8 protein-coding genes are annotated in these 10,002 nt (G+C 27.1%); 1 reads left to right on the top strand and 7 read right to left on the bottom strand.

The window, feature by feature from the left end; all coding sequences use genetic code 11:
- The 4 genes from GBZ86_RS08910 to GBZ86_RS08895 form a co-directional block, all read right to left on the bottom strand.
- Positions 1-560 (bottom strand): VanZ family protein (locus GBZ86_RS08910; protein ID WP_152889830.1); only part of this gene is annotated, 560 nt, incomplete at its 3' end.
- Between the two features lie 237 nt (positions 561-797).
- The gene (carB, locus tag GBZ86_RS08905) at positions 798-4,010 is read right to left on the bottom strand and encodes a carbamoyl-phosphate synthase large subunit (protein WP_152889827.1); all 3,213 of its coding nucleotides are present in this window, start codon (positions 4,008-4,010) and stop codon (positions 798-800) included.
- 13 nt (positions 4,011-4,023) lie between these two features.
- Positions 4,024-5,073: a carbamoyl phosphate synthase small subunit gene (locus tag GBZ86_RS08900; protein ID WP_152889824.1), complete on the bottom strand. Its 1,050-nt coding sequence runs from the start codon at positions 5,071-5,073 to the stop codon at positions 4,024-4,026.
- 531 nt (positions 5,074-5,604) lie between these two features.
- On the bottom strand, positions 5,605-6,054 hold the full coding sequence (locus GBZ86_RS08895; protein WP_152889822.1) for a C-GCAxxG-C-C family protein: 450 nt from the start codon (positions 6,052-6,054) through the stop codon (positions 5,605-5,607).
- A gap of 123 nt (positions 6,055-6,177) precedes the next feature.
- Here GBZ86_RS08895 and GBZ86_RS08890 point away from each other — a divergent pair, with 123 nt between their 5' ends.
- Positions 6,178-6,738: a hypothetical protein gene (locus GBZ86_RS08890; protein WP_152889820.1), complete on the top strand. Its 561-nt coding sequence runs from the start codon at positions 6,178-6,180 to the stop codon at positions 6,736-6,738.
- Positions 6,739-6,811: 73 nt separating this feature from the next.
- Here the strand turns inward: GBZ86_RS08890 and GBZ86_RS08885 are convergent, their stop codons facing one another.
- From GBZ86_RS08885 to GBZ86_RS08875, 3 genes are all read right to left on the bottom strand, one after another.
- Positions 6,812-8,293, bottom strand: coding sequence for a 4Fe-4S dicluster domain-containing protein (locus GBZ86_RS08885; protein WP_152889817.1), 1,482 nt, complete (start codon positions 8,291-8,293; stop codon positions 6,812-6,814).
- 20 nt (positions 8,294-8,313) lie between these two features.
- The gene (locus tag GBZ86_RS08880; protein ID WP_152889815.1) at positions 8,314-8,937 is read right to left on the bottom strand and encodes a DNA-3-methyladenine glycosylase; all 624 of its coding nucleotides are present in this window, start codon (positions 8,935-8,937) and stop codon (positions 8,314-8,316) included.
- Positions 8,938-9,036: 99 nt separating this feature from the next.
- Entirely contained in the window at positions 9,037-9,852 is an 816-nt protein-coding gene (locus tag GBZ86_RS08875; protein WP_152889812.1) for a Cof-type HAD-IIB family hydrolase, read from the bottom strand.
- Positions 9,853-10,002: the final 150 nt, after the last annotated feature.

Genomic DNA, 10,002 nt, shown 5'->3' with positions numbered 1-10,002 from the left:
GTTAAATAGGCTATAAAAATTCCTATCATATTTATAAATATATCACTTAAATCAAAATATCCTCTTTTAAAAACATATTGTAAAAGTTCTATATTTAATTCTAAAGATATTGATAATATAATTACTTTAAATATATTATCTTTTCTTAACATATACCCTATAGGCATAAAAAATACTATATTTCCTATAAAATACATCATATCTCGTTTATTATGCAAAGTATAGAAAGCTTGTACTGGATTTAAATTAAATCCTCTATCTATCTTAAATCTTGCAAATAATAATAAAATCATAGTTCCTATGTATAAAATTGCTATAAATATTTTAAAAAATTTACAAGTTTTTTTTCTTAATAATATTAAAAAACTACTATAAATCATCATAACTGTGGTTAGTTTAAAAAAATTATATATTATAATACCCTTTTTAACATTGAGATTTATAGTTATAAATATATTTATACAATCTTTTATTATTAATTTATATATTAAAGCACCTATTATAACTGATATTAATAAAAATATTGATTTTATAAAAAAGTTTAATATTTTTTCTTTCATAATTTCACCTCATTTTTTTAATTTTACCATTATATGATAATTAGTCAACTTTGAAATAACTTTTTTACCACTTGTTAAACATTTTCCTTTTAATTTTTATTACTCTCTATATATAAATGATTAATTTAAGATTTAATTGCTTTATAATTCATTTTAACGTACTTTAATGCTATTCATCACTTAATTAAAAATAATAAGACCTATGAGTAATTACTCATAGGTCTTATTATTTATGATTTATTCTGATACTAAATCAAATACTTCTAAATCTTTTGTATCAGCACCTTTATTTTGAAGGTTTACTAATGCCTTTAAGGTATCTAAAGAAGTCATAACTCCAATATTTCTTTCTATTGCAGCTCTTCTCATATGGAATCCATCTCTTTTAGAATCATTAGCTTTAGTTGGTGTATTTACAAGTAAATCTATTTCTTTATTTTTTATTAAATCCATTAAGTTTGGAGAAGCTTCTCCAATTCTTCCAACTTCTCTTGCATTTATTCCAACTTCTCTTAATGCTTTTGCTGTACCAGTTGTAGCTACAAAATTATATCCTAATTTATCTAATTCAATAGCTATTTCAATAAATTCTTCTTTATCATGCTTTTTAACTGTTGCTAATATAGTTTTATTACCTGTTTTTCCAGTGTACATTCCTGCACCTACGAAGCCTTTATATAGCGCCTCTTCTACATTTCTTCCTACTCCTAAAACCTCTCCTGTTGATCTCATTTCTGGTCCTAAACTTACTTCAACATTAGGAAGCTTTTGAGTTGAGAATACAGGAACTTTAACAGATACTAAATTTGGCTCTTTATAAACTCCTGTTCCATATCCTAAATCTTTTAATTTTTCTCCTAGCATTACTTTAGTAGCTATATCTACTATTGGAACACCACTTACTTTAGATATGTATGGAACTGTTCTTGAAGCTCTCGGATTAACTTCTATTACATAAAGATTACCTTCAAACTCTATAAACTGTATATTTATCATACCTTTTATACCTATTGCTAAAGCTAATTTTTTAGTATATTCTAAAACATCAGCTTTAATTCTATTACATATATTTTGAGCTGGATACATAGTTATACTATCTCCTGAGTGAACTCCTGCCCTCTCTAAATGCTCCATTATTCCAGGTATTAAGATATCTTTTCCGTCTGAAATAGCATCTACTTCTATTTCTCTTCCCATTAAATACTTATCTATAAGTATTGGATTCTTACTATCTTTTTCAAAAGCATTTGTTAGGTAATATGTTAATTCTTGCTCATCATGAGTTATCTCCATTCCTTGACCACCAAGTACAAATGAAGGTCTTACTAATATTGGGAACCCTAATCTTTTAGCTTCTTCTAATCCTTCTTCTAAACTCCACACACCTTTACCTTTTGGTCTAGCTATTCCTAACTTTTCTAATAATTCATCAAATTGCTCTCTATCTTCAGCTAAATCTATTTGATCTGAAGTTGTTCCTAATGTAGGAATATTTTGCTCTTTTAAAAACTTAGCTAATTTTATAGCTGTTTGACCACCAAACTGAAGAATTACTCCATCTGGTTTTTCTTTATCTATTATATTTAATACATCTTCTTCAGTTAAAGGTTCAAAATATAATTTATCTGAAATACTGAAGTCTGTACTTACTGTTTCTGGATTATTGTTTATTACTATAGTTTCTATTCCTAATTTTCTTAATGCCATTACACAATGAACTGAAGCATAATCAAACTCTATACCCTGTCCTATTCTAATTGGACCTGATCCTATAACAACAACCTTTTTATTATCTGATACCTCGACTTCATCATATTGCTCATAAGTTGAATAATAGTAAGGTGATAAAGCTTCAAATTCTCCACCACATGTATCAACCATTTTATATACTGGTTTTATGTGCCATATAGTTCTTAACTTATATATTTCCTCTGGAGAAACTTGTAACATATCTGCAATAGCTTTATCTGAAAAACCTCTTCTCTTTAATTTATATAACCAATCTTTAGTCATATCATCTATTTTACTTAATTTTAATTTTTGTTCTTCTTCAATTAGCCATCTAAATTTTTCAAGAAAGAATATATCTATTCCTGTTATTTTAGAAACCATATCTATTCTATAATCTCTTCTTAACATTTCTGCTAAAGCAAAAATTCTCTCATCATCAGGCATTATTACTCTTTCTCTTAACTCATACATTGAAAGCTCTTGAAACTTTTTATGTTCTAAAGAATATTTTCCTATTTCTAAAGATCTAATTCCCTTTAAAAATGCTGATTCAAAGTTACTTCCTATAGCCATTATTTCACCAGTAGCCATCATCTTAGTTCCTAAAGCTCTATCTGCTCCATGAAATTTATCAAAAGGCCATTTAGGTATTTTAACTACAACATAATCTAATGATGGTTCAAAACATGCATAAGTTTTTTGAGTAACCGCATTTTTTATTTCATCTAGCCCATAACCTAATGCTATTTTTGCTGCAACTTTAGCTATTGGATATCCTGTTGCTTTTGATGCTAGGGCAGATGATCTAGAAACTCTTGGATTTATTTCTATAACAGCATATTCAAATGTATGAGGATTTAATGCAAACTGTACATTACATCCACCCTCAATACCTACTGCATTAATTATATTAATAGAAGCACTTCTAAGCATTTGGTATTCTTTATCTGATAATGTTTGGCTTGGAGCAACAACAATTGAATCTCCTGTATGTATTCCTACTGGATCAATATTTTCCATATTACAAACTGTTATACAGTTTCCAAAAGAATCTCTCATTACTTCATACTCTACTTCTTTCCAACCCTTAACACTTTTTTCTAAAAGAACTTGACCAATTGTACTTAACTGTAATCCTGAAGTTAATGTTTCTCTTAATTCTTCCTCATTATTGGCAATTCCACCACCAGTTCCACCAAGTGTGTATGCTGGTCTAACAATAACTGGATAACCTATTTGTCTTGCAAAAGCCATTCCTGACTCTAAATCAGTTATAATTTCACTTTTTATAACAGGCTCGCCAATCCTATTCATCATATCTCTAAATAGTTCTCTATCTTCGCCTTCTTTAATAGAACTTATTGATGTACCTATTACTTTTACTTTATATTTATCTAAAATTCCCTTGTCATGAAGTTCAACAGCTAGATTTAATCCCGTCTGCCCTCCCATTCCTGCTAAAAGAGAATCTGGTCTTTCTTCTTTAATAACTTTTTCTACAAATTCAACTGTTAAAGGTTCTAAATATACTTTATCTGCTACTTCTTTATCTGTCATTATAGTAGCAGGATTAGAGTTTACTAGTACAACCTCTATACCTTCTTCTTTTAAAGCTTGACATGCTTGTGTTCCTGAATAATCAAACTCAGCGGCTTGACCTATAATTATTGGACCTGACCCTATTACTAAAACTTTTTTTATATCTTTATTTAATGGCATATTAACATTCCTCCTATAGTGCAAACTTCATGAATTCATCAAATATATACTCGCTGTCTTTTGGACCGGGGCAAGCTTCTGGGTGGAACTGAACTGAGAATATAGGTAAATTTTTATGTTTCATACCTTCTACTGTTCCATCATTAACACTTACATGAGTTACTTCTACATCTTCTGGTACTGTAGCAACATAATATCCATGATTTTGTGATGTTATATGAACTTTATTATTTACTAAATCCTTAACTGGATGATTACATCCTCTATGTCCAAACTTTAGTTTTTTAGTTGCTCCACCTAAAGCTAAACCTAACAATTGATGACCTAAACAAATTCCTACTATAGGTTTTTGTCCAATTATTTTATTTATCTCTTTAATAGCATTTCCCATATCTTCTGGATCTCCAGGACCGTTAGATAAGAATACTAAATCCGGATTAACTTTTAACACTTCCTCAGCTTTTACATCATAAGGGAACACTGTTACTTTACAACCTCTTTTTACAAAGTTTCTAATTATATTTTGCTTTGTTCCAAAATCAATAACAGCTACATGCTTTCCTGTTCCATCTATTGTATAACATTCTTTAGTTGAAACTATCTCTACTGCTTTTCTATTTGAAAAAGCTTCTATTTTCTTCTTTATATCTTCTTGAGAAATATTATCTAAAGTTATTATTCCTCTCATAGTTCCACTATTTCTTAATATTTTAATTAAAGCTCTAGTATCTATTCCATCTAATCCTAGAATTTTATTTTGTTTAAAATAAGTTTCAAGTTCTAATTCACATCTAAAGTTATTAGGATATTCACATTTTTCTCTAACTATAAATCCTCTAACTTTTGGAGTTGATGACTCTAAATCCTCTAGGTTCACTCCATAGTTTCCTATTAATGGATAAGTCATTGTTACTATTTGTCCGTAATAAGACGGGTCTGTTAATACCTCTTGATATCCTGTCATTCCTGTATTGAAAACAACCTCTCCAACACATTCCTTTAAATATCCAAATGCTTTACCTTCAAAGATAACACCATTTTCTAATATAAGCTTTGCTTTCATAAATATAGCCTCCTCTTATTTTATGTTTTAAAATACACTTTCAAAGACTCTTTAAATTCCTGTCATTTCTTATTATTTAAATTGTTTTATTTGAATTTAAATAATGAAAAAGGTAATAAAGAGATCAATATATTATCTATTAATCCCTATATCACCTAAATATATTCACTGGAATTGTATCTAAATACAAAGCTATTCTGTTTTGTAATAAATTTTCTTTTTTTTGAGTATGACAAAAAAATCTTGTTAACATATTATACCTCTTTCTGGCCTCACGGGACCAATTTAAAGTGTATTTTTTTATTTTAATAAATCTTATTACATATTTTAATTTATCTGACATTAATCGTCAATAGTTTTTTACAATTTTTTTAAAAATATATAAAAAGTTAAAGTGCTAGGCATTAAAAACACCTAGCACTTTAACATAATTTCAAACCATACCTACTTCTTTGTCCTATTGAAGCAATTATAATTATTATATATATACGACTTTTTGTCAATGAAATTCTATTAAATTATATATTTATTTTATTTGTTAAATTCTCTAATAATTATTTCTGCTACCTTTTCAGTTACCTCTCCTGTAAATCTTATACATTGTTTTTTATGCTCTGGAGTACCTAAAACCATATCTTTAGTTAATATTCTACAACATAAAGTTTTATTTTTTTCTCTAAAATCATCATGTAATTCTTTAGATAACATTAATGCTTTATTAACTTTTTCATCTTTAGCTTTTGTTCTACCAAAAACCATACCTATTGCCATTACACCTCCAGTAACTGCACCACATGTACATCCTGCTCTTCCTATACCAACTGGAAATCCAGATGCCATAGCAATAACTTCATCTGGTAAGTCTAACTTAAATTCATCTCTTATAGTTTTCACAACAGCTTCTGAACAAAAAAATTCTCCATATCTATAATATTTTTCAGCAGTTTCTCTTACTTTATTCAAATCTACATTTATATTCATACTTCATCTCCAAATTTAATTTTTTTAATTAATTATACTACAATATATTTTAAATATGAATTCACCATTAAATCTATTAACTCATATTATATAATTATTTAAAAATACAAAAGGAGATAATTAATGGAAATTATATATCCTGAAGATTTTATAAAGTTTTATAATGAAGATGAGGAAATTATTGATGTGGGAGAATTTGAAATTGTAAATAACTTTAATGAAGTTGATTTAATATTATCTAAATTTGAAGGTTATAGACAATCAGAAAAATTATCTAAAACAATATCTGATTCTACTCACTCAGTGTTATCTAATCTTTGCAACATCTCACAAAATATAGTTGATACTATTTCAACTAGTACTCCAATAGAATATATTTCTTCACTAATTCCTTCATCTAATATTACAAAAACATATAGAAATAAGCCTTTAGGTCCTCCTCCTTCTTATTTACCTTCAAAAAATGATAAAAATGTTTCTATAACTAAAGGTAATTTAAATTCTAAACCATTTTCTCTTTGCATTAATAAATTTACGTATATATGGCAAACTAACGGTAGAAGTTATTGGACATATTTAATTCTTGCTAATAACAAATCAATTTGTGGATTTAGATGGACTGCGTTTAGATGGATTTATTTTGGATTAGATTTAAATAGAATAAATGCCTTTGTATGTTATTAAAAATTATGTAACTTTTAAAAAATCAAAACAAAAATGGCATATAAATTTATTTTATCTATATGCCATTTTTGTTTTATTCTTTTTTTATATTTCTAGATAAATTTAAATTATTAATTTTAACCTTTTTTATATTAGTTAAAATATTTTTTTCCTTTGATAATTCACTGTATTTATCTACTGCTTTACTATTCTTTGTATCATGATTCAAAGAGCCTGGTCCATTTATACAGCCCCCCTTACAAGCCATTCCCTCTAAAAAATTACAATTTAATCTTTTTAATTTTGCCATTTTTAGCTTTATATCACAATCAGCAATTCCATCTCCTTGCATTGCTTTGAAATCAATATCTATTTTTTTCTCCTTTAATAAATGCTCTATGGATTCAGTTACACCACCAACTCTAGCAAATAATCTACCATAAAATGAACCATTATCAGTAACTCCTTCTTCACATTCATCAATACTTATATCTTTAGAATCTAACATAGCTAACAATTCTTCAAATGTAATAACATATTCTACTTCTCCAACTACATCCCCCCTAAAAATTTCCATCTTTTTAGCTATACATGGTCCTATGAAAATAACTTTAGCCTTCAAATTATTATTCTTTATAACTCTTGCCATTGCTATCATAGGCGAAACTGTTTTAGAAATATTATTTTTTAACTCTGGTACTTTTTTTTCTACGAAGGAAACAAATGCTGGACAACAACTTGAAGTCATTAATTTATTATTATTTTTTTCTAAAAACTCTTTTGTTTCATGCTCTGCAACTAAATCAGCACCTAAAGCTGCTTCAAACACATCTTTAAACCCTAATTTTTTTATAGCTGAAATTAAATTCGCTATACTGCTATGCTTGAATTGAGAAGATATAGCCGGAGCAATAACTGCATAAACTTCTCTATCTATTTTTAATAAATTTATAACATCTACTATAAATGACTTATCTAAAATAGCTCCAAAAGGACAGTTTATTACACAAGCTCCACATTGAATACAGTTATCATTATTTATAACAGCTTTTTTACTATCTATATTAAAGGAAAGCGCTTTAGGATGACAAACCCTCATACACGGTCTTTTAACCTCTGATATAGCTTCATAAGGACAAGCATTTTTACATTTTCCACATTCCTTACATTTACTATAATCTATATGACATCTTTTATTATCAAAGTATATTGCTCCAAAATTACAACTTTCTTTGCATTTTTTAGCTAAACATCCTCTACAAGCATCATTTACCACAAATCTATTTACAGGGCATTCATCACAAGCAATATCTATTACCTCTATTATATTATTATTTTTTTTATTACCACCTAATGCCAATCTTACTCTTTCTTCTACAATAGCTCTTTCTTTATAAATACAACATCTTATGTTAGGTTTTAAATCATCAATAATTTCCTTTGAAACATTCCATTTTTCTTCATGTATAGTTCCTTGAAAAGTTTTTTCTGAAACTCTTTTTAAGACTTCATATTTCAAAACTTGTACCCATGTATCAAACTTTATATACTGCCTATTTACCTCTTTTATCCCCATAGTTTTCCTCCTTAATAAAATTAAATCTTAGATACATATGAATTTCCTTTTATATAATATCTCCATAAAAAATCCTTAGCTTCCTCAGCATAATCTATTCCTATCCTTTTACTTTCAACTATATCTATTGTATCTAATTTATAATTATGTGAAGGTTCTTCAACATATAACTCATTACTAGTTGTTGTTTGAAGATTATTTTGTTCTCTTGTTATATTTAGTGCACTACATAACTTTCCAGGACCATTTGATATGTTCTTCTTTTCATATTTTGTTAATTTATCATACTCCTTGTTATATCTTAATATACTAATTTTATCAAATTCAGCTAAAGGTTCTACCGCTCTTATTATTACTCCCTCAGCACAATCTACCTCATTAGTAACAAAATTTAAGCAATTGTATAATCCATATATTAAATATACATATGCTGTTCCTGGTTCACTATATAAAGTTTCTGTCCTCTTAGTTCTTTTATCTCCATAAGCATGACAAGCCTTATCTATTTTTCCAATATAGGCTTCTGTTTCTACAATCCTTGCCTTTAATAAGGTATTATTTATTTTTCTCACTATTATCTTTCCAAGTAAATTTTTTGCTACAACTCTAGCATCTTTATTAAAAAATTTCTTATTTAATTTCATAAAATTCTCCTTTTATAACAAGTTTTAAAGTTTTTAAAAATCAGCTCAAATTATATGAAGAGTCCACTCTTTTATAGAATGAACTCTTTTATTATCTTTTTATTCTTTAATTTTTAGTATAAATTTTTCTATAGCTTTGGCTACACCATCATTATCATTAGTTTCTGTTATATACTCTGCACATGATTTAATCTCATCTGTAGCATTTCCCATAGCAATACCAAGTCCTGCAAATTTAATCATTTCTAAATCATTTTGTTGATCACCAATACATATTATTTCTTCTTTTTTTATTCCTAAATATTCCGATAATTCTTTAACTCCATTTCCTTTATTGGTTTCTTTATTTAAAAACTCTAAAATAACAGGCAAACTTCTAACTATATTATATTTTTCAAAATAATCTTTTGGAATTTTTTCTATCTTTTTATTTAATATATGTTCTTCTTCAAACATAAGAACTTTCATTATATCTAAATTATCATCAACATCATTATCATAATCTAAAATAACTACATCTTTACCTGAATATAATTTTTCTATGTTAGTATACATATTTCTTTCATGAGCTAAACAATCATCATTGGTATATGCGTGCATATATAATCCTATTTCTTTTTTTAACTTATATAATTCTTTTAAATCTTTTCCTTTAATAGGATTTGCTTTTATTAACTGAAAATTATCTGTTCTATATATTGCTGCACCATTATGACATATAGCATATTCATTTTCTCCTATTAATCCAATTTCATTTAAAAATGATTTTATGCCATTTAAAGACCTTCCAGTTGTTATAACTACCTTAGTACCTTTAGCTACAGCTTTTTTTATAACTTCTATATTTTCTTTAGATACTTGTCTATTACTATTTAATAATGTTCCATCCATGTCTATAGCAATTAATTTATACATTTATTAACCTCTCTTATAAATAAGTTAGTGTAAAGTTTCTACACTACTTTTCTTTTTAAAATCTTTATATATCAAGGTTTCGAAAGTTTTTTTGCATAAAAAAACAACGACCCCCTAATTTCATGTTAAAATTGAATCTCAAAACCACAA

Source organism: Clostridium tarantellae (assembly GCF_009295725.1).
Taxonomy (GTDB): Bacteria; Bacillota; Clostridia; order Clostridiales; family Clostridiaceae; genus Sarcina; species Sarcina tarantellae.
This window is presented reverse-complemented; position numbering and strand designations above follow the sequence as displayed.